The organism is Hydrogenophaga sp. (assembly GCF_019635465.1).
In the GTDB taxonomy this organism is placed as follows: domain Bacteria; phylum Pseudomonadota; class Gammaproteobacteria; order Burkholderiales; family Burkholderiaceae_C; genus Hydrogenophaga.
Genome location: NZ_JAHBZK010000011.1, coordinates 69,955 through 89,889, shown reverse-complemented (window position 1 = coordinate 89,889; position 19,935 = coordinate 69,955). Strand labels below are relative to the sequence as shown.

The following is a 19,935-nucleotide window of genomic DNA, read 5'->3' as shown; positions in this document are numbered from 1 at the left end:
TCACCACCTCCCCAGGGCCTGCACCTTCCAGGCGAGCCAGAACTTGCGCAGCGGCGTCAGACTCACGCGCTGCGTCAGCACCGCCATGGGATCGGCGGCAATCTCCTGCAGCAGGGTGCGGTAGATGCTGGCCATCATCAGGCCGGGTTTCTGTGTGCGGCGATCGACCGCGGGCAGCAAGGCGATGGCCTCGTCGTAGGTGCGCAGGGCGCGCTCGCACTGGAACGCCATGAGCGCGCGAAAGCGCCGCTCGAAGTCGGCGGCGTCGGCACCGGGCGCTGCGCCGCGTTTGATCAGTTCGTGTGCCTTGACGTCGAAGCGCTGCAACTCGTCGATCGGCAGGTAGATGCGTCCGCGCGTGGCATCTTCGCCCACGTCGCGCACGATGTTGGTCAGCTGCAGCGCCAGGCCCAGGCGGTGCGCGTAGTCGGTGGTCTGCGCCTGGCTCTGGCCGAAGATGCGCGCCGCCACCTCACCCACGATGCCGGCCACCAGGTGGCAGTAGCGCTGCAGGTTCGCGTAGTCGAGGTAGCGGCTCTGGTCCAGATCCATCTGGCAGCCGTCGATCACGGCCAGCAGGTGGCGCGCCTCAATGCCAAAGTTGCCGGCCAGCGGCATCAGCGCCTGTGTCACCGGGTGCGCCGGCTGGCCCCCGAAGGCCTGTGCCACCTCGGTGCGCCACCAGGCCAGCTTGGTCTGCGCTACCCCGGGGTCGCTCACCTCGTCCACCACGTCGTCCACCTCGCGGCAAAACGCGTAGAAAGCCGTGATGGCGGCGCGCCGCTCGGCCGGCAGGAACAGGAACGCGTAATAGAAGCTACTGCCGGACGCGGCGGCCTTTTGCTGGACGTAGTCTTGCGGGGTCATGGGGTGGGGGGAGTGTACGTACCGGCGGTACTCCCCGATCAGGTTGTCGCGATGGGTTGGCGCCAGCCAGCGCGTCTTCGAGCGGCTGCACGTCCGCCCGCTGACGCAGCCAGGCGCTGGAGCGCATGCGCCGTCAGTCCCATCTCTGATGTCTGGCGGTGCGGACCTGTTCGATGGCGGCGCGGGCAACGACCGCCTGTTTGCACAGGCCGTGCACAGCAACGCGCAGGTGCTCGCTGAGCACACCGAAGGCAGCGAGGATGGCAACAGCGCGGAGGGGCATGACTGGCCATGGTCCGCCCACAGTTCCCCCATCGAAGGGATGACGCTATGCCCGAGGAGGGTATGGCGAACCCCAACCAGCCACTATCGTCGCCGCGTTCAGCTTTGATCGCGGTGGGGCCGGACGCACGCGCGCACGCTGATCGGATTTGTAAGGGCGATGAGATGCTGGAACTGGGCGTCGGCGCAGCTTCGTTGCGTGGGATCGGCTGGATTGCATTCAATAATCAAGAAGGATGTGTATGAAGCAAATTCAGTGGTTGATGCGAATCAATAAACCATTGCTGTTCTTGATTTCGGTTGGTATTGGGGTTTTTTCCTGGTTGGGATGGTCTTATTACGATCGACGCTATCCAAGCTGGTACGAGGAGGTGCAGCTTTCTGATGGGCGGGTAATCACTGTTCATCAAAAACGCGAGTACTTTGACAACTACGGGACCAACCAAAGCTGGGTCACCATTGACTTGCCCGAGTTGGGTGGGAGGCAGATTTGGCATTCTTATTTGATGCCGATGCGGGTCGATGTGATCGACGGAGTCGTGTTTGTAGTGGGCAGGCCGCGAGGGCCTAAGCAGATGGCTTTCTATGGATACCCGAAGATGCATCTGGTTGCGTTTCGATGGAGTGATGGAGTTCTTTCTCGGATTCCACTCTCATCGGTGCCGACTTCCATTTTGTCTGAGGAGAATATTTATTCTTGTTTGTTTCGAGCCAAGTCTGATCTTCTTTCTCATGAGGCTAAATTGAAAAATTGGTGCCCTCCCTCGGGAGAGCGTGGTCAATTTGCCAAAAAAATTGACATGGGCGAGTACAAGAGACACGCGGATGCAATGGCGGCGCTGGCAAACTGGAAAAATAGATCTGAATAAGTGTAAAGGGAGTAAAAAATGAATATAGCTGAACGCGCTGCATTGGCGGCATATGTTTACAATGATCAACGTGGCGGTGGAGGTGATTCAAGTATCAATATTCTTCAGTTGCCAACTGGATGGCGCGATATTTCTGACCTTGGTTTCCCTGCCGGCGACAACCTCAATGCCATTAACCCCTTCAGCTTTACCGGCGGGGCGTATTTGAACGAAGCCACCGGCGAGATAGTGGTGGCCTACAAGGGCACCGATTTCCTGGCTGAGTTCAGTGACCGGGCGTGGAATACGGTGGCCGATTTGGCAGCAGACGTCGGTTTGGCATTTGCTGGCAGGCTGGCGCTGGGCATCGGGCAGCAACTCAATGCGTCGGCGTATTACCTTGCCGTGAAGGACTGGGCGGTGGACAACGGATACGACCCGGACAAGATCAGCTTCACCGGTCACAGCCTGGGCGGAGGGCTCGCCGCCAACATGGCCGTCTGGTACGACAAACCCGCTACCACCTTTGCGGCGGCGCCCTTCGAGGTCAACGCGACCAATCCCTTGTCCATTGCCGCGGCCATCGCAGCCGCCACCACGCAGTCGGCGGGCAGTGCCAGCCTGGCGGTGCTCGAAGAAGTCAACCGTCTGCGCGAGCTGGTGGATGGCGAGCTCTTTTTGCAGGGCGAATTCGAACGCCGTGAGGCGGGCGTCACCAACATCTACAACGAGGGCGAGTTCTTGCAGTACGGGCGGGTGTTCCTGCCCACTGTCGTGGGGCAGGACGTCGGCATTGACCTCAGTGATGAAGCCATGCCGGTCGAACTGGCACTGGGTCTGCACAGCATGAACCTGCACCTTGCGTTCCTGCTGAATGATCAGTTGCGTCAACTGGTCAAATCCATGCCAGAGCTGCTGCCGGCACTGCTGGATACCGACTTGTACGCCGCTGACCCCAACAGCTCCACGCGCGACCTGATTACCTCGCTGGTCAATGACCAGATCCAACAGGGCTTCGGCAACGCCAGTGCATTGAGCCGGTTCACCGAAGACCTGTCATTGCTACAAGAAGGCGAAGGTGCCAGCGCCGAGCCCGAGGTCCGCAAGGCGCTTGTCGCGCTGGCCATGGACTTTCACTACCACGCGCCCATCGACAACGAGGTTGGTTTGTTCGGTATGCAAGCCGGCGCACTTCATTTCGATCTGGCAGACATTGCCAGCGATTCGCTCAAAGGTTTGAGCCCCCTGCGAGACGCCGTATCGAGCACTGCCGTGGGAGGTGATCCATTCCAAACCGCAGTCCTCAATCAGGGCGGCGCATGGCACATTCAGCGCGGGGCGGGTTCGATGAACTGGGCGGAATCCCAGTTGGCCAACGACGTGGCGCTGGGCGGTTCGGGCAGTGATTTCCTGCGTGGCGGTGGCGGCTGGGATCACTTGATCGGAGGCGGTGGCAACGACTGGCTCGACGGGGGCGCTTTGGGAGATGTTTTGCTGGGCGGAGACGGCGCCGACACCCTCATCGGCGGCGCGGGCGACGACACCTTGCTCGGCGGCGAGGGCACAGACGAATACCGCTTCGACCTGGCCTCGGGCATGGACACGGTGCTTGATGCCGACGGGCTGGGGCGGCTGGTGTTCGATGGGCAGGTTCTGGATGCACAGACGGTGATCGTGAGGGTTGGTGATGGCGGCGAGGGTGGCGATGGTGTGTGGGCCAGCGCCGATGGCCGACTGGTGTTCTCGCTTGTGGACGAAGGCCTGCGCATCGTGCAGCGCGGCAGTGACTCGGGAGCGCAGGCCCCAGGCGCGCCCGCGGCTGCCGTCGTGATCCAGGGCTGGGTTGACGGCGCGCTGGGCATTCGCTTGCCCACTGCACCCCTCACGCCGCCCCAGACGCTGCCCGACGACGTGTTTCGCCTTCACGGCGACCAGGTGCTGGACAGCGGCGCGCCCTTGTACGCCGAAGGCATGGTTGCCTCCGACGGGAGCTGGATCCATGGCTCACCAGTGCCCGATCGGGACGACGTCTACCGCGCCGGCAGCCTGCAAAGCGCCGCGGGCGTCTACGCCGATCGCCAGCGCATCGACTACGACGGGCGCGGCGGTAACGACGTGGTGGTGGGCTACGCGCTGGACGACACCCTGGCGGGCGGCAGCGGCGACGACGTGATTCTGGGCGGCGCGGGCAGCGACCGCATCGACGGCGGCAGCGGCAACGACTTCATCATGTCGGCGCTGTCCGCGCGGCTGACGGGCGACTACGGCACGCTGGCGCAGAACGGCATCGTGGCCACCCCCTGGATCGGCAGCGAAGTCAATGGCGTGCCAGCCTGGGCCATCGCCCGAGATGCCCAGGGCCACTGGGTGTCGAGCAACCTGCTGGTGGACGACCTGCGCCTCAGTGGGGGCGCGTACCAGGCGTGGACGGATGACGCAACGGCGGCCGACACCGTTTCGGGCGGGGCGGGCGATGACACCATCTGGGGCGGCATCGGCAACGACGTGCTGGACGGCGGGGCCGACAGCGACCAGGTCTGCGGCTTGGGCGGCAACGACCTGTTGTTTGGCGGCAGCGGAAACGACGAGTTGTACGGCGACGCCAACCCCCATGCGGCCTACCTGCTGCGGCCGGTGGACTTCTCCCTGTCGGCGACGCTGCAGGTGCACACGAGCCAAATGGTCGATGCAGCACAGGAGGGCAACGACTTCATTGATGGCGGCGCTGGCCATGACCGCATTCACGGCGACGGTGGCAACGACACCTTGCTGGGTGGCTCGGGCAATGACACGGTGCTGGGCGGGGAGGGCAACGATACGGTGCTCGGCGGCGACGATGCCGACCAGCTCTGGGGCGAAGCGGGCAACGATTGGCTGGATGGGCAAGCGGGTGCCGACTTCTTGTTCGGCGAGGATGGGGCCGACACACTGGTGTCCGCCGACGGTGCCGACTACCTTGACGGCGGCTCGGGCGACGACACCTACATCGTGGATTGGCGCCCCGCGGTGGGTGGCCAGGCGGTCACCATCGACGACGCCAGCGGATTCGACACGCTGCAGATCAATGGGCTGCAGCCGGGCACATTCCAGGTGACGCACGATTCAATCAACCTGCGCATCTCCAACGCGCAAGGCGATCTGGTCATCAAGAACGCCTTTGCGGGCAGCATCAACCGCATCGTCATCGGCGGGCAGTCGCAAGACATGGGCGAATTTCTGCAGCAATACGTCACGGGTGGCTACTCGCAATGGTTCAGCGAAGGCGAATATGCCTTTGGCGGGTCGGGCAACGACTGGATCACCGTGGACACGCCGATGGAGATCTACCCTGGCAAGGGCAACGACAGCATCACGCTCAACGTGGAAGGCAATGTCATTCACTATGCGCGTGGCGATGGCACCTATGACCGCATCTACGCTGGCGGAGCTGCCAAGCCCGGGGCGTTTTTGAACAACGCCATCGCGTTTGCGGCGGGCATTGAGGCCGACGATGTCGGCTACGGCCTGACCTACACCGGCAAGATCTGGTTGTCGATACGGACGCCGCAGGTGCATCAATTCACCGATGTGACGACCGGGGAGCAGGTCTCCTACGTCACCTACGCGTACGACAACATTGACATCTTTCACAACGACCAATCGCTGGCGGGTGTGTCCTATCTGCGCTTTGCGTCGGGTGAAGAAATCTACCTTCCGCAGGTATTGGGCATGCTGAACCATGCACCCACGGTGGCCGAGCCCGTGGCCGAGCAATGGGCCATGCAGGGTGAGGCGTTCCAGTTCACCGTGCCGACGGGCACCTTTGCGGACACCGACGGCGACGCCTTGACGCTCTCGGCCGAGGTCATCGATGGCGATGGCTGGCCCGATTGGCTGACGTTCGACGCGCAGAACCGCACCTTTTCCGGCACACCCGGGGCGACGCACCGGGAGAGCTACCTGGTCCGGCTGCGCGCGGCAGATGCCTTCGGGGTTGAGGTGGACACCACGTTCGTGATCCGTGTGGGCGATGTGAACGACGCACCGCAAGTGGCCAACCCCATCGTGGATCAGTCCGTTCGCGCCGGGGACGCCATAGCGTTCTCTCTGGCACCGGATGCCTTCATGGATCCGGACATCGGCGACACGCTGAGCATGGGTGCCACGCTGGCCGACGGATCGCCATTGCCGGCGTGGCTGACGTTCAGCGAAGAAGGCATGCGATTTAGCGGGATGGCGCCGATCGATGCAAGCGACCTGACGATCCGCGTGCAGGCCACCGACAGTGATGGCGAGCAAGCGACGGACGAATTCGTGCTGTCGATCGTTGCCGATCTCCAGCTCCAGGGCACCGCCGCTGCGGATTGGTTGCAAGGCAGCGCTGGCAATGACCGACTGTATGGCTTGGCTGGACGCGACACCCTGATCGGCGGCGCGGGCGACGACAGCCTCTACGGGGCAGGTGGCCGCGATCTGCTGGAAGGTGGCGATGGGGCGGACTGGCTCAATGGTGGGGCGGGTGACGACACCATGTACGGCGGGTTGGGCGATGACACCTATGTGGTTGCGCAAGCATTCGACGAGGTGATCGAGTGGTTCGATGAGGGCGTGGACACCGTGCGCTCTTCCATTGACTGGACACTCGGCGAGTCGGTCGAGGTGTTGCGGCTCACGGGCTCGGCGGACCTGCAGGGGTTCGGCAACGACGAGGACAACACCCTGGTGGGCAACTCGGGTGCGAATGTGTTGCAGGGCTACGCAGGTAACGACACGCTGCACGGGAAGGGTGGCCAAGACACCTTGGTCGGCGGACAGGGCGATGACACCTATCTGCTGGGTCGAGGCGACGGGTCCGATGCCATCGTGGAAGACGACGAGCTGGCCGGCAATATCGATGTGTTGCGCTTGCTGCAGGGTGTCGCGATGGACCAGGTCTGGTTCCGCCGCGAATCAAACAACCTCGAGGTGAGCGTCATCGGAACGGGCGACAAGGCCACCATTGGCAACTGGTATGGCGGCAGCCGTTACCAAGTGGAGCAGTTCCAGACGGACGACGGGCATTTGATGCTGGCCAGTCAGGTCGATGCCCTGGTCCAGGCCATGGCATCGTTTGCGCCACCGCCCATGGGGCAGACCACCCTCACGCTGGATCAGCAATCGGCGCTCGCACCGGTGATTGCGGCGGCCTGGCAATAGGCCACCCGGGTGCCGCGTGCGCGTTCTGTTCGTTCACCAGAACTTCCCCGCTCAGTTTCAGCACCTGGCCCCTGCGCTGGTGGCCCGTGGCCATGAGGTGCGGGCACTGAAGATTGGCGCCGAGGTGTCGCAGCCGTTGCGGTGGCGTGGCGTGTCGGTGGTGACCTATAGGCCGCAGGCACGCAGCAGCGCGGGCATCCACCCGTGGGTGGCGGATTTGGAAACGAAGACGATTCGCGGTGAGGCCTGCTGGCGCGCAGCCATAGCGCTGGATGCACAGGGATTCGTGCCCGATGTGATCTACGCCCACCCGGGATGGGGTGAGTCTCTCTTTCTCAAACAGGTCTGGGCTGACGCCAAGCTGGTGCTGTTTGGCGAGTTCTTCTATGGAGGACCTGGCAGCGACGCCGGGTTTGATCCAGAGTTCGACACACCGGACGCAGCCGCGCTGCAGTGCCGATTGCAGATGAAGAACCTCAACCACCTGGCCCAGTTGCCGCAGGCCGATCGGGTGATCAGCCCCACGCATTGGCAGGCAAGCCGGTTTCCGCCGCCATGGCGCGAGCGCATCGATGTGGTTCACGACGGCATTGATACAGACGTTCTGAAACCAGATCCGTCGGTGCGCGTCACCCTGGCCGACGGTACGCGACTGCAGCGAGGCGACGAGGTGATCACGTTCGTGGCGAGGCATCTGGAGCCCTACCGTGGCTTTCACACCTTCATGCGGGCTTTGCCTGTGCTGCTGAAGGCACGACCCAACGCACATTTCATCGTCGTGGGGGAGGACGGCGTCAGCTACGGGGCTGCATGTGCCACGCACGGCAGTTGGCGCGAGCGGATGCTGGCCGAAGTGGGCTCAGCCTTGGCGCCCTTGGCCATGCAACGCGTGCACTTCGTGGGGCGCTTGTCGCGCGACGACCTGACCCGCGTGCTGCAAATGTCGGCCGTGCACGTGTACCTGACGTATCCCTTTGTATTGAGCTGGAGCTTGCTCGAAGCCATGAGCATGGGTTGCGCCATCGTGGCCAGCGACACTGCACCGGTCAGGGAAGCCATACAGGATGGCGTGCACGGCGTGCTGGTTGACTTCTTCCGGCCGTCCGATCTGGCCGCCGCGGTGAGCGCCTTGCTGGATGCGCCTCAGCGTCGGCAAGCGCTTGGCCGGCGAGCCAGGGAACGGGTCGCGGAGCGCTATGACCTGCGACGTGTGTGTCTGCCACGGCAGCTTGCGCTGATCGAGTCCATGGCGGACCAGCTCGCGCAGCCTCCGGACCGCAATTGAAGTGTGTAAGTGACGGTTGGTTACATCGTTGCCGGGTTGCGCGGGGTTTTCAGGCTTGCTTAAGTTGCGCCGGCCTAGCATCGTGTGCGGGTCGGCTTCATCGGCCCGATCGGCTTTCCCGGATCGACGCTTCCCATCACCACCCCACGAGGTTTTTCCATGTCATCAAACAATCGCCGTGTGTTTTTCATGCAAGCCGCCGCCGCTTCGGCGGTGTTGGTCGCCGGGCGCCAGGCCATGGCGCAGGGTGCGCCCATGGTGAGCGAGCAGGATCCGCAGGCCCAGGCGCTGGGTTATTCGGCCGACAGTGCCAAGGTCGACGCCAAGAAGTTTCCCAAGCATGCGGCGTCGCAAACTTGCGCCACCTGCCAGCTGTTCACCGGCAAGGCGGGTGACGCCAGCGGGCCGTGCGGCATCTTCCCGGGCAAGGCGGTGTCGGCCAAGGGCTGGTGCAGTGCCTGGGTGAAGAAGGCGGGCTGAGGCCGGCAGCCACCTCCCGCCACCTCCCGCCGCGGCCTGCCGCCGACGGGTGGCTCTGCTGCCTTGTGCCTCAGCTGCCCTGCGTGAGCGCACGCGTGCGTTCGGCAAATTCCTGGCGCAGCTGCTTGCGCATCAGCGCAGCGCCGTGGCGGCGGTGTTCGTCTGGGGTGTTGGGCTGCAGCGGCGGCACGGCCACCGGTTTGCCGTCGTCGTCGACCGCCACCATGGTGAAGAAGCAGCTGTTGGCGTGGCGAACCACCTGGGTGCGGATGTTCTCGGCCACCACCTTGACTCCGATCTCCATCGAGCTGCGCCCGGTGTGGTTGACCGAGGCCAGGAAGGTCACCAGCTCGCCCACGTGGATGGGTTGCAGAAACATCACCTGATCGACCGAGAGCGTGACCACGTAGCGTCCGGCGTAGCGGCTGGCGCAGGCGTAGGCCACCTGATCGAGCAGCTTGAGCACGGTGCCGCCGTGCACATTGCCCGAGAAGTTGGCCATGTCGGGCGTCATGAGCACGGTCATGCTCAGCTGGTGGGAGGGGAGATCCATGGGGGGCTACGAGGCGGTGCGGGGTGGGCAGGGTGGCGCAGGGGCGCCAATGTACACGCCCCTGCGACGGCCCGCCGCGCCGCGGTCGCAAGCCCTCAGGCGGTGGCCAGACCGCTGTGTTGGCCGGTGTTTGCCGTCGTGCGCGGGGTTGCGCCGCGCAGTTGGGCCAGCAACACCTGCACGTCGCCAGGCAGCTTCTCGCCGCGCCACACCACGTGCTGGTCCGGGCGCACCAGCAGCAAGGCGTGGCGGTACTCGGGTGGGCGCGCGGCTTCGTCAGCGATGTCCAGGCCCTGCATGGGTATGCCGGCGGCGTCGGCCGCGGCCAGCAGGGCGCGCGCGTCCACACCGGGACGGGTGCACAGCAGTGTGTAGCCCGGGCCCAGGGCGTCGTAGAGCGAGCGGCCGTCGGCCAGCCAGAAGTGCGGGGCGCGGCAGCCCGGCGCGGTGGACGGCGTGAAGTCGCCCATGGCATACGGCGGCGGCGCGTCGTCGGGATCGGCGGCGATGATGGGCGAGCCCTGGTAGTAGTAACCGAAGTTCAGCCCAGCGCAGCAGAACTGCTGCACGTTGAGCCGGTAGGCCTCTTCGCCGATGCGCGCGCGTTCGGCGCGGCCGGCGTCGTCATCGGCCTCGATGTTGGGCGGCACGGCGCTGCGGGCGCGGATCATCTTCTGCGCGTGGTCCATGGCGAAGCGCGACACCTGCTCGGTGATGGGCTGGCGTTCGGCCTCGTAGGCGTCGAGCATGGCCGGATCGGCCCAGCCCTGCACCTGCGCGGCCAGCAGCCACGACAGGTTGAGCGCATCGGCGATGCCGGCGTTCATGCCGTAGCCGGCGTAGGGCACCCACAGGTGTGCGGCGTCGCCGGCAATGAACACGCGCCGGTCGCGGAAGCGGTTGGCCACCAGCCGGCGGCCGACCCAGTCCTCCTTGGAGATGACCTCGTATTCGAAGTCCGCACCCACGCCCAGGATGTGGCGAATGCTCTGGTCGCGGTCGACCGCGTCGAAGTCGGTCTCGTGCGGGTGCAGGTGGTTGTGCACCAGCCAGGTCTCGTGGCCGTCGATGGCGAAGACGGTGCCGCAGCGGCGCGGGTTGACCGCGTAGTAGCACCAGGCCGGCTTGCCCGGCAGGCGCGACAGCAGGTCGCGCGCCCGGATGAAGGTGGACTGCACCTGCTGGATCACCGCCGTGCCTTCGAACTGCGCGCCGATGGCCTTGCGCACGCTGGATGAGCCACCGTCGCAACCCACCAGGTAGCGCGCACGCACCGTGCGTTCGCTGCCGTCGTCGAGCGACTGCAGCGTGGCGCGCACGCCCTCGGCGTCCTGCTCGAAGGCGGTGACGCGGGTGCGGTTGTGCAGCGTCACATTGGGCAGGGCGGCCGCGTGTTCGAGCAGGATGGGCTCGAGGTAGATCTGGTTGATGCGGTGTGGCGGCTCGGGTGTGGGCCACCAGGTGTCGGGGCCGCCGTTGTCGACGAAGCGCTCAAGCCGGTTGGGGATGGGGATGCGCGTGAGTTCGTGCCCCGTCATCGCGGTGCGAAACACCACGTCGTTGGGGTGTGTGTCGGGCAGGCCGCCGCGGCGCAGCTTGTCGGCCACGCCGAGCTGGCGAAAGCGCTCCATGGTGCGCGCCGAGACGTGGTTGCACTTCACGCTCGGCGGCTCCAGCCAGGCGCGCAGCTCGGCCACGGTAACGCGCACGCCGCGGCCGGCCAGGTCCATGGCCAGCGTCAGGCCCACCGGGCCGGCGCCGACGATGAGCACGTCGGTGTCGAAGGGCGGAGAGTCGGCGGAGGATTCGGGCATGGGCACAGCGGTCATTGCAACTTGATGCCGGCGGTGCGGATCACCTTGCCCCACTTCACCGTCTCGGACTGGATGTAGTCGGCAAAGGCCTTGGGCGTGGAGGGCGCGGGCTCGACACCCAGGTTGCGGATGGTGGTCTGGATGGCCGGGTCGTTGAGGGCCTCGACGATGGCCGCGTTGAGTTTGGCCACGATGGCGTCGGGCGTGCCCGCTGGCGCCACCATGCCGAACCAGCCCACCGACTCGTAGCCCGGCAGGCCGGCTTCGGCCACGGTGGGCACGTCAGGCAGGGCCGGCACGCGCTGCGCGCTGGTCACGGAGAAGGCCTGCAGCTTGCCGGCGCGGATGTGCTGCAACGCGGCCGGCAGGTCGGTCACGGCCAGCGGAATCTGGCCCGCCAGCGCGTCGGTGGCGGCCGGGCCGGAGCCGCGGTAGGCCACCTGCACGATCTTCACGCCCGCCATCTGGTCGAACAGCGAGGCGGTGAGGTGCATGGCGGTGCCATTGCCGCCGTGGCCGATGGTCAGCTTCGACGGGTCGCGCTTGGCCAGCGCGATCAATTCGGCCTGGGTGTGCACGCCCACCGAGGGGTGGCCCACGATCACGAACGGAATGGTCGCCACCATGGAGATCGGCTTGAGGTCCTTCACCGGATCGAACGGCATCTGCGGGTACAGGCTGACGTTGGCCGACAGGGCACCCGCAGCGCCCAGGCCAATGGTGTGGCCATCGGGTTCGGCCTTGGCCACGGCGGTCAGGCCGATGTTGCCGCCGGCGCCGGGCCGGTTCTCGATCACCAGCGGCTGGCCCAGCCGCTCGCTCACCTTGGGCGCGATGGTGCGCACGATGGCGTCCGAGCTGCCCCCGGGCGGGAAGGTCACGATCACGCGGATGGGCTGGGTGGGCCAGGCGGCGTCGGCCGCCTGTGCCGGGGCGGTGATCGCGGCGGCGCTCAATGCCATGGCGAATGGCAGGGCACGCCAGAGGGTGCGCAACTTCATGAATGTGTCTCCGTTGTGTTGTCTTGACTCGGCAGCGCGCATTCAACCCGCAGGCCATTCATGCGTAAAGCGAAACTTATCGAACGATTTATCATTTCAACTCATGAATGTGGAGAACCGCTTCCTGCCGTCCATGCGCCAGTTGCGCGCCTTTGCCGCCGTGTACCACCTGCGCAAGGTCAGCGCGGCGGCGGAGCAGCTGTCGGTCACGCAGTCGGCGGTGAGCCTGTCGCTGCGCCAGCTCGAAGACGGCCTGGGCGCTCGGCTGTTCGACCGCACCACGCGCACCCTCAAGCCCACGCAGGCCGCGCACGAGGCCATCGTGCTGGCCGAGCGCATCCTGCGCGACGCCGAATCGCTGGGGGCCGGCACGCTGGAACTCACCCAGCTGCGCCGCGGTCGCGTGAGCCTGGCCATCACCCCCACCCTGGGCGAGCTGCTGCTGCCGGGCGCGGTGGTGCGCTTTCGCGAGCGCTACCCGGGCATCCACATCGACGTGCACGACTGTGCGCCCGACCAGTTCGTGGCCTTGGTGGTGGGCGAGCAGGTGGATTTCGGCATTGGTGTGCCCGAGCAGGCCGGTGCCGACGTGGACACCGTCACCCTGGTGCGCGACCACCTGGCGGTGGTCTGCCCCGTGGCCCACCCGCTGGCGGCGCGCGCGCGCCTGAGCTGGGCCGACCTGGCCGAACAACCGGTGATCACCGTGCGTCCGGGCTATGGCGTGCGCCCGCTCATCGACGCCAACGCCGCACGCGCCGGCGTGCGCCTGCGCGTGGTGCACGAGGTGACGTTTCTGTCGACGGCGCTGTGGATGGTGCGTGCCGGCATGGCCGTGGCCATCATGCCGGCGGCCTACGCCCGCGCTGCGCCGCCCGACGCGCTGGTGGTGCGGCCCCTGACCGCGCCGCGCGTCTCGCGCGACATCTGCGTGGTCACCAAGCGCGGCCGCACGCTGCCGCCGTCGGCCCAGGCGCTGGTGGCGGACATCCGCGCCACGCAGCGCGGCGTGGCCTGACTCAGCGCTCCACCACGCGCTGGCCCGCGCGCACGCCGTTGCCGGGGTAGAGCACCACGCGTGCGCCGGCCTGCAGGCCTTGTTCGATCACGGTGAACTCGTCGCCCCGCGACCCGGGCGTGACCGCCTGCACCTGCACGCGCTCGTCGGCGTTGACCAGATACACCTGCCACTGCTCGCCAGCCCGCACCAGCGCAGCCGTGGGCACGCGCAGCACGTCGGGCAGGGCCAGGGTGACGATGCGCGCGTCCACGCGGTAGCCGTCGCCGGGCGCGCGCCGCTGGGGCCAGGGCTCGTCGAGCGCGATGCGCAGGTTCACGCGCTGCTCTTCGATGCCCAGGGCTGAGACCTTGGTGAAGGCCACCGGCTCCACCCGCGCCACGTGGGCGCGCAGGCTGGGCAGGCCGGTGCCGATCTGCAGCGTCACCGCTGCGCCTTCGGGCACGCGCGCAGCGTCGCCCGAGAGCAGGTCCACCACCGCCTCCATGCGTTCGGTGTCGCCAATGTCCAGCAACGGCTGGCCCGCCGCCACCGTGCCTTCACTCTCCTTGTGCAGGGCGATTACGCGCCCGGCCACCGGGCTGCGCAGTGTCCACAGGCTGTTGTCACTGCGGTTGCCATCGGCCAGCGACAGGGCGGCCTGCGCCTCGTGCAGCGCAAAGTCGGCCACGCGGCGTTCGGCCTGCGCGGCGGCCACGGCCTGCTGGGCCTGACGGCGGTTGAGCTCGGCCTGCTCGCGCGCCGCGGCCGAGACGAACTGGGCACGCGCCAGCTCTTCCTGTCGTTTCACGTCGAGTTGCGCTTGCGCCAGCGCGGCCTGTTGGCGCGCCACCTGTGCGTCGGCCGCGGCCAGCGCGGCCTGCGCGCTGCCCAGGCGTTGCTGCAGCACGGCGCGGGTGCGCGCATCGATGAGGCCGGGTGCGGCGGGGCGCAGCACCACCACCGCCTCACCGGCGGAAACCGTGTCGCCCACGCGCAGGCCGGGGCGTTGCAGCTCACCAGCCGTGGGCGAGGCCACTGTGTAGCGCTGCACCAGCCGCAGCACGCCGTCTTCTTCGATGGCCTGCTCGAAAGGCCCGCGGGTGGCCAGCGCCGTCTGCACCGGCAGGGGCGCCGGGCGCAGGGCCCAGGCGAGGGCGGCGACCACCGCCAGCGCGGCGATGCCGCCATAGATCCAGCGACGTTGAAGTTTCATTCGCGCACCTTGAGAACGGCCACCAGGTCGAAGCGGTCGACACGGCGGCGCACCAGCAGGGCACTGGCCGCACCGGCGGCCAGCACGATGATCGCCGCCCACGCATAGGTGGCGGGCGCGATCACGACCGGGAAATCGATGTTGTCCGATGACATCAACGCCATCAGCAGCTCGGCCAGCCCGCGGCCGGCCAGCATGCCCAGCGGCAACGCCAGCAGCAGCTCGACCGCGAGCTGCCCGAGCAGCAGCACCGAGACTTCGCCGCGCGTCATGCCCAGCACGCGCAGGCTGGCCAGGTCCCACGCGCGCTCGGACAGGGCGATGCGCGCGGCGTTGTAGGTGATGCCCACCGCCATGGCGATGGCAAAGACGGTGAGGATGGCGCTGAACGCGCCCATGTTGTACGAAGTTCTCTCGTCAAAGGCGCGCTGCACCGAGGTCTTGTCGAACACCGCGGCCACGCGCGGCGTGGCCTTGATGGCGGCCCAGAAGGCGGGCATGGCCGCGTCGTCGACCAGCAGCGCCGCGTCCGACAGGCCGGCGCCGTCGCGGGTGGCGCGGTGCAGGGCCGGCAGGGCCATCCAGGCCTGTTGGCCCATGAGGGTGTGCACCACGGCGGCCACCGGCAACTGCACCCGCTCGCGGTGGCCAAGCCGGAATTCCACCGTGACGGTGTCGCCCACCTGTGCGCCCACCGAGCGCGCCAGCAGCGACGACAACACGATGCCGTCGTCGGGCAGGGCCACTTCACCGCTGTGCGCATCGACCACCCGCAGCAACCGGCTCTGGGGCATCAGCCCGGTGACCGACGCGTCCTGCACGCGCGTGCCCAGGCGCACCCGGACCGCTTCACTGCGGTAACCCTCGGCCTGCAGCACGCCGGGCAGTCGGCGCAGATCCACAGTGACGTTGTCGGCGGCCTGGGGCTGAAAGCTCAGCAGCACGTTGCCGGGCTGTACCTGGCGAAACTGCATGTCCACGATGTAGGCGATGGCGTCGAGCCAGAACGCACCCGCGATCTGCAGCGCCATGGCCATGGCCACGCCACCGACGGTGAAGGCGCTGCGCCACGGCCGGTTCTCCACGTCGCGCAGGATCATCAACAGCCGCGCGCTGACGCGACCCCCGGGTGCCAGGCGCTCGGCCAGCGTGCGCCGGTAGCGTGGTGGCGCGGGTGGCTGCATGGCCTGCGCCGGGCGCAGCCGCACCACCGCGCGAATGGCCGACCAGGTGCCCAGCGCCGCGGCCAGCACCGACACCGCCATGGCCACCGCCACCAGCGGCAAGGTGGTTTCGTAGGCGAGGGCGTCGAAGCGGAACACCGGCTCGTACAGGCCGAGCATCAAGCGGCCGATCACGCCGCTGAGCGCCAGCCCCGCCACCACGCCCAGGCCCGAGACGATCATGGCCAGCTCGATGTAGTGCCAGCCGATGGCCGCGTCGCCATAGCCCAGCGCCTTGAGCGAGGCGATCTGCGCGCGCTGCGTGGCCACCTGCCGCGCCAGCACGCCGTTGAGGATGAACATGGCGACTGCCAGAAAGATCGACGGCAGCACGGTGCCCATGACCTGCAGCTGATCGAGCTCGTCGTCCACCACACGCGCCGAGAGCTGGTCGCGCCGCGCCACCGCACCCAGCGAGCCATAGGGCTCGAGCAAGCGGTCCAGTGCGGCCAGCACCGCGGGCTCGCTGGCGCCGTCGTGCAGGCGCAGTGCGGCCTGGTTGAAGGCGCCCTGCAGGTCCAGCAGCTCGCTCAGGCGCTGCGCTTGCACCCACCAGATGCCGAAGCTGTGCTCGTCCGGCGCGCCGCCGCTGCCGGCAAAGACGTACTCGGGCGAAATTGCCAGACCCACGATGCGCACCGGCTGCAGGCGGCCATTGAGCACGGCGCGCGCGCTGTCGCCAGGGTGCAGGCCGCGTGCGCGCGCAAAGCTCTCGCTGACCACCGCCTCCAGCGTGCTGCCAACCTCGGGCCAGCGGCCCTCGCGCAGCTGCACCGCGTTCAGGCCCTGCGTGCCCTGGTACACGCGGCGCAGGTCCAGCGCCACAAAGCGCCCGGTCACCGGCGCGCCCGGGTCGCCCAGGTCGATCTGCGCGTCGAACACCAGGCCGGTCTTGACTTCGGCCACACCGTCGACGGCCGCCAGCCGATCGCGCAAGGCCAGCGGCGCGCGCTTGAGGCTGACGAACACATCGGCCAGGTGGTGGCTGCGGTAGAAGTCGTCGCGCGCCTGCAGCAGCGAGGCGTGCACCGAGAACAGGCCCACGAAACCGCCCACGCCAATGGCCACCACCAGCGCAATCGTCACCACCTGCGAGCGCAGGTTCCACAGGTCGCGCCAGAGCTTGATGTTGAGCGCCCGCATGCCTGACCCCTACCAGCTCAATGCCGACGCGGGCAGGCGCTCGGTGTTGGGCTGGTCGTCCACGATGCGCCCGTCGGCCAGGCGCAGCACGCGGTGCGCCATCTGCGCAATGGGTGCGTTGTGGGTGATGACGACGGTGGTGGTGCCCAGCTCGCGGTTGACGCGCTCGATGGCCTCGAGCACGCGCACGCCGGTGGCGCAGTCGAGCGCGCCGGTGGGCTCGTCGCACAGCAGCACCGCCGGGCGCTTGGCAATGGCGCGCGCGATGGCCACGCGTTGCTGCTCGCCACCCGAGAGCTGCGAGGCGAAGTGGTTCATGCGCTCACCCAGGCCCACCATGTCCAGCGCGGCTTCGGGTGTCATGGGTTGGGGCGACAGCTCGGTCACCAGCGCCACGTTCTCGCGCGCGGTGAGGCTGGGGATGAGGTTGTAGAACTGGAACACGAAGCCCACGTGCTCGCGCCGGTAGGCGGTGAGCTCGGCGTCGCTGGCGCCGGTGAGCTCGTGGGTGCTGCCTTCGTGCGTCCACTGCGCCGAGCCGCTGCTGGCCGAGTCCAGCCCACCCAGGATGTTGAGCAGCGTGCTCTTGCCGCTGCCCGAGGCGCCGAGCAGCACCACGAACTCGCCGCGGCGGATGTCCAGGTTGACGCCGCGCAGCGCGTGCACGGCCGTGGCGCCCTCACCGTAGGTCTTGGTGAGGTCGCGGGCGAGGAAAACGGGGGCGGGCGCCGAGGTGGCCGCCGCTGCAGGGGCGTCCGTCATGCGGCCATTGCAGCATGAGGGTGGGGCGCCGGGCTTGATGCGCGTCAAACCGCTCCGGCGTAACCTGCCCGTTCGGGTCAGGTTGCCCGTGGGAGCCCGCTATGAACAACGCAGCAGACACCGGTGTACGCACCGAGCACGACGCCTGGGGCGCCATCGAGGTCCCGGCTCAGGCCCTGTGGGGCGCGCAGACGCAGCGCGCCCTGCGGCACTTCGCCATATCGAGCGAGCGCATGCCGGGTGAGCTGATCGCGGCCATGACGCTGATCAAGGCCTGCGCGGCGCGGGTCAACGCCGATCTGGGCCTGCTGGACGCCGCCCGGGCGCAGGCCATCGTGGCCGCAGCCGAGGCGGTGCAGGCCGGGCGGCATGCGGACGCGTTTCCGCTCAGCGTCTGGCAAAGCGGCTCGGGCACACAAAGCCACATGAACATGAACGAGGTGCTGGCGCACCTGGCCAGCACCGAGGCCTTGCCGGTTCACCCCAACGACCACGTCAACCTGGGCCAGTCGTCCAACGACGTGGTGCCCACGGCCATCCATGTGGCGGCGCTGCTGGCCTGCACGCAGGGATTGCTGCCGGCCTTGCAGGGCCTGCGCGACGCACTGGCCGACAAGCTGCCGGCGCTGCGCGAGCTGACCAAGATCGGCCGCACCCACCTGCAGCTGGCGCTGCCCCTGAGCGTGGGTGATGAGGTGGGCGCCTGGGTGGCCCAGCTCGACCGGGCCCGCCGCGCGCTGGACGCCCCGATGCGCGAGGTGCAAGGCCTCGCCATTGGCGGCACGGCGGTGGGCGGCGGCGACAACACCGACCCGGCGTTCGGCGAGCGCGTGGCGCAGGCGCTGGCGGCGGCCACCGGCATCGGCTTTCGGCGCGCGGACAACCCCTTTGCGGCCCAGGCGGCGCACGACGCATTGCTGCAACTGCACGCGGCGCTGCGCACCCTGGCGCTGGCCTTGCGCAAGATCGCCGACGACCTGCGCTGGCTGGCCAGCCCCGCCCTGGGCGAATGGCGCCTGCCGTCCAACGAGCCGGGCAGTTCCATCATGCCGGGCAAGGTCAACCCCACGCAGTGCGAAGCGCTGCTGATGGTCTGCGCGCAGGTGGTGGGCAACGACGTGGCGATCGGCTTCGGCAGCACGCTGGCGCAGTTCCAGATGCACGCTGCCAAGCCCTTGCTGGCGCTCAACCTGCTGCAAAGCATCCGGCTGCTGGGCGACGGCATGCGCAGCTTCAACACACACTGCGTGCAGGGCATGACGGCCGATCCGGACCGGATGGCGCAATCGCTGTCGCCGGCCATGTTGCAGGCGACGCGGCTGCAGCGGCACGTGGGCTACGAGGTGGCGGCCAGGCTGTACCGCGAGGCGCAGGCCGGCGGCCGTCCACTGCGCGATCTGGCGATCGAGCAGGGCATCGCCACTGCCGTGCAGTTCGATGAATGGACCGGGTAGTTCAGTAGCGCCCGCCGCGCACGAAGCGCGCAATGCCGTCGGCCACCGCCTGTTCCTGCTGCGCATAGCCGTGGGGCGACTGGCCTTCGCAAGCCTGCAGGCGATCGCTGGTGCGCGGCCCGGGGCCGCCGGTGACGGTGACCGCTTGCGAGCGGCTGCTGCGCGTGGCGGCGATGAGCCGCTTCGATTCGGTGGGTGGCGAGCGCAGGCAGGTGTCCTGCCCATGCACCACCACCAGCAGGGGCTGGGCGATGTCGCGCAAAGGCAGATCGAACACCGAATGCGCCACCCAGGGCTTGCGCGCGCGCGGGTCGCCCAGGACGACGGCGGATGTCAGCACCACACCGTCCGGTGCCGCGTCGCCCTTGAGTCGCGCCGCCGCGTTGACGGCCGAGATCGCACCGCGGCTGGTGCCCACCAGCCACACCGCGCCACCGCTGCGTTGGCGCACCGTGGCGATCAGGCGACCCAGGTCGTCGGCGTGTTCGGGCGCAATGCGGTAGCCGCCCAGGCCGTCGCCACCTTGGTGGGCCGAGGGCGCGTCCACGAACACGGTGCCCAGCCCCATGCCATTGAACAGGGGGCGCATGCGGTTGAGCGAATTGCCGGTGAGCTTTTGCGCGCAACCCTGCGCGTCCAGATCGGCGTGGCCTCCGCCGCCGGGCAGCAGCACCAGGGTGATGGCTGGCTGCGCGGTCGGTGCCACGAACGCCGCGCGCAACTCACCCGCGCTGGCGGTGCTGATGCTCAGCACCTCACCGCAGCCTTGCGCCTGCGCGGCGCCTGCCGCAACCAACAGGGTGAACAGCAGGGCAAGGCGGCGCATGGCGTCGGG

The 19,935-nt window shown here is 67.7% G+C and carries 14 protein-coding genes; 6 read left to right on the top strand and 8 right to left on the bottom strand.

Features of this window, described 5'->3' with window-relative positions; translation table 11 throughout:
• Complete coding sequence (gene hpnD, locus KF871_RS11735) at window positions 1-867, bottom strand: presqualene diphosphate synthase HpnD (protein ID WP_291142396.1); 867 nt, start codon at window positions 865-867, stop codon at window positions 1-3.
• Between the two features lie 524 nt (window positions 868-1,391).
• On the opposite strand from hpnD, the gene KF871_RS11730 reads away from it, so the two are divergent.
• The 4 genes from KF871_RS11730 to KF871_RS11715 all read left to right on the top strand — a co-directional run bounded on the left by KF871_RS11730 (window position 1,392) and on the right by KF871_RS11715 (window position 8,937).
• On the top strand, window positions 1,392-2,018 hold the full coding sequence (locus tag KF871_RS11730) for a hypothetical protein (protein ID WP_291142393.1): 627 nt from the start codon (window positions 1,392-1,394) through the stop codon (window positions 2,016-2,018).
• A 204-nt stretch (window positions 2,019-2,222) separates the two neighbouring features.
• A complete protein-coding gene (locus KF871_RS11725) occupies window positions 2,223-7,172 on the top strand; it encodes a putative Ig domain-containing protein (RefSeq protein WP_291142390.1) in 4,950 nt (1,649 codons plus the stop codon).
• 16 nt (window positions 7,173-7,188) lie between these two features.
• The gene (locus tag KF871_RS11720; protein WP_291142389.1) at window positions 7,189-8,457 is read left to right on the top strand and encodes a glycosyltransferase; all 1,269 of its coding nucleotides are present in this window, start codon (window positions 7,189-7,191) and stop codon (window positions 8,455-8,457) included.
• A gap of 189 nt (window positions 8,458-8,646) precedes the next feature.
• The gene (locus tag KF871_RS11715; RefSeq protein ID WP_291142537.1) at window positions 8,647-8,937 is read left to right on the top strand and encodes a high-potential iron-sulfur protein; all 291 of its coding nucleotides are present in this window, start codon (window positions 8,647-8,649) and stop codon (window positions 8,935-8,937) included.
• Between the two features lie 70 nt (window positions 8,938-9,007).
• On the opposite strand, the gene KF871_RS11710 is transcribed toward KF871_RS11715, so the two are convergent.
• The 3 genes from KF871_RS11710 to KF871_RS11700 form a co-directional block, all read right to left on the bottom strand.
• Window positions 9,008-9,490: an acyl-CoA thioesterase gene (locus tag KF871_RS11710; RefSeq protein WP_291142386.1), complete on the bottom strand. Its 483-nt coding sequence runs from the start codon at window positions 9,488-9,490 to the stop codon at window positions 9,008-9,010.
• A 95-nt stretch (window positions 9,491-9,585) separates the two neighbouring features.
• The gene (locus KF871_RS11705; protein WP_291142383.1) at window positions 9,586-11,304 is read right to left on the bottom strand and encodes an FAD-dependent oxidoreductase; all 1,719 of its coding nucleotides are present in this window, start codon (window positions 11,302-11,304) and stop codon (window positions 9,586-9,588) included.
• Window positions 11,305-11,315: 11 nt separating this feature from the next.
• Window positions 11,316-12,305, bottom strand: a complete 990-nt coding sequence (locus KF871_RS11700) for a tripartite tricarboxylate transporter substrate binding protein (RefSeq protein ID WP_291142379.1) — start codon at window positions 12,303-12,305, stop codon at window positions 11,316-11,318.
• A 103-nt stretch (window positions 12,306-12,408) separates the two neighbouring features.
• Here KF871_RS11700 and KF871_RS11695 point away from each other — a divergent pair, with 103 nt between their 5' ends.
• Window positions 12,409-13,323, top strand: a complete 915-nt coding sequence (locus KF871_RS11695) for a LysR family transcriptional regulator (protein WP_291142377.1) — start codon at window positions 12,409-12,411, stop codon at window positions 13,321-13,323.
• A gap of 1 nt (window position 13,324) precedes the next feature.
• Here the strand turns inward: KF871_RS11695 and KF871_RS11690 are convergent, their stop codons facing one another.
• From KF871_RS11690 to KF871_RS11680, 3 genes are read right to left on the bottom strand one after another with little or no spacing between them, the layout of a single operon-like run.
• Complete coding sequence (locus KF871_RS11690) at window positions 13,325-14,518, bottom strand: HlyD family efflux transporter periplasmic adaptor subunit (protein WP_291142375.1); 1,194 nt, start codon at window positions 14,516-14,518, stop codon at window positions 13,325-13,327.
• Window positions 14,515-16,884, bottom strand: coding sequence for an ABC transporter permease (locus KF871_RS11685; protein WP_291142373.1), 2,370 nt, complete (start codon window positions 16,882-16,884; stop codon window positions 14,515-14,517). The genes KF871_RS11690 and KF871_RS11685 overlap by 4 nt, the downstream gene beginning before the upstream one ends.
• A gap of 9 nt (window positions 16,885-16,893) precedes the next feature.
• Window positions 16,894-17,646: an ABC transporter ATP-binding protein gene (locus KF871_RS11680; RefSeq protein ID WP_291142371.1), complete on the bottom strand. Its 753-nt coding sequence runs from the start codon at window positions 17,644-17,646 to the stop codon at window positions 16,894-16,896.
• A gap of 101 nt (window positions 17,647-17,747) precedes the next feature.
• On the opposite strand from KF871_RS11680, the gene KF871_RS11675 reads away from it, so the two are divergent.
• Window positions 17,748-19,100 carry a lyase family protein gene (locus KF871_RS11675; RefSeq protein ID WP_291142369.1) on the top strand — a complete coding sequence of 451 codons (1,353 nt, stop codon included), beginning with the start codon at window positions 17,748-17,750 and terminating at the stop codon, window positions 19,098-19,100.
• Between the two features lies 1 nt (window position 19,101).
• Here KF871_RS11675 and KF871_RS11670 read toward each other — a convergent pair whose 3' ends face one another.
• On the bottom strand, window positions 19,102-19,926 hold the full coding sequence (locus tag KF871_RS11670; protein WP_291142367.1) for a hypothetical protein: 825 nt from the start codon (window positions 19,924-19,926) through the stop codon (window positions 19,102-19,104).
• Window positions 19,927-19,935 lie beyond the last annotated feature (9 nt).